Below are 630 nucleotides of genomic sequence, written 5' to 3'. Positions count from 1 at the left end.
GTGAAGGTTTCGACTTTGGTTTCATCGTGAGCAAGGTACTGCACGTCTGCGTTGTCGACGTTGTACACCCAGTTGCCGTTCTCATCGATAGTTAAACTACCTAGTGCGCCGGCCGGAGTGACCACAGTGGTTGGGTCAAATTTCGCTTGGCCGGTATCGGCATCAGTCAGGGTTAACACGCCCGAGTCGGTCAGCACTGGATCGGTATCATCTTCGGTGACGGCGCCAATTGCATCGCCTGAGATCACTGCGCTGTCGTTAACCCCGGTAATGGCTATCACGATGTTGTGCGTGGTGCCATCCACCGAGGCAACAGTGAAGGTTTCGATTTTGGTTTCGTCTTGAGCCAGGTATTGCACGTCAGCGTTGTCGACGTTATACACCCAGTTGCCGTTCTCATCGATGGTAAGCTCGCCGAGTGCGCCGGCCGGCGTGACCACGCTAGCTGGGTCAAACTTGGCTTCGCCTGTATCAGCATCAGTCAGCGTTAACACGCCTGAATCCGTCAGCACCGGATCGGTATCATCTTCAGTGACCGCACCAACTGCATCACCTGAGATGACTGCGCTGTCATTCACCCCAGTAATGGTAATAACAATATCGTGGGTGGTGCCATCCACCGAGGCAACG

At 54.6% G+C, this 630-nt stretch carries 1 protein-coding gene; it reads right to left on the bottom strand.

The window, feature by feature from the left end:
* A partial coding sequence (locus RH85_RS23060; RefSeq protein ID WP_006713906.1) for a VCBS domain-containing protein occupies window positions 1-630 on the bottom strand: 630 nt, incomplete at both ends.

Origin of the sequence: Vibrio ichthyoenteri ATCC 700023, from assembly GCF_000222605.1 — a bacterium.
In the GTDB taxonomy this organism is placed as follows: domain Bacteria; phylum Pseudomonadota; class Gammaproteobacteria; order Enterobacterales; family Vibrionaceae; genus Vibrio; species Vibrio ichthyoenteri.
Note: the sequence above shows the minus strand (reverse complement) of the source record. Positions and strands in the feature narration are given on the sequence as shown.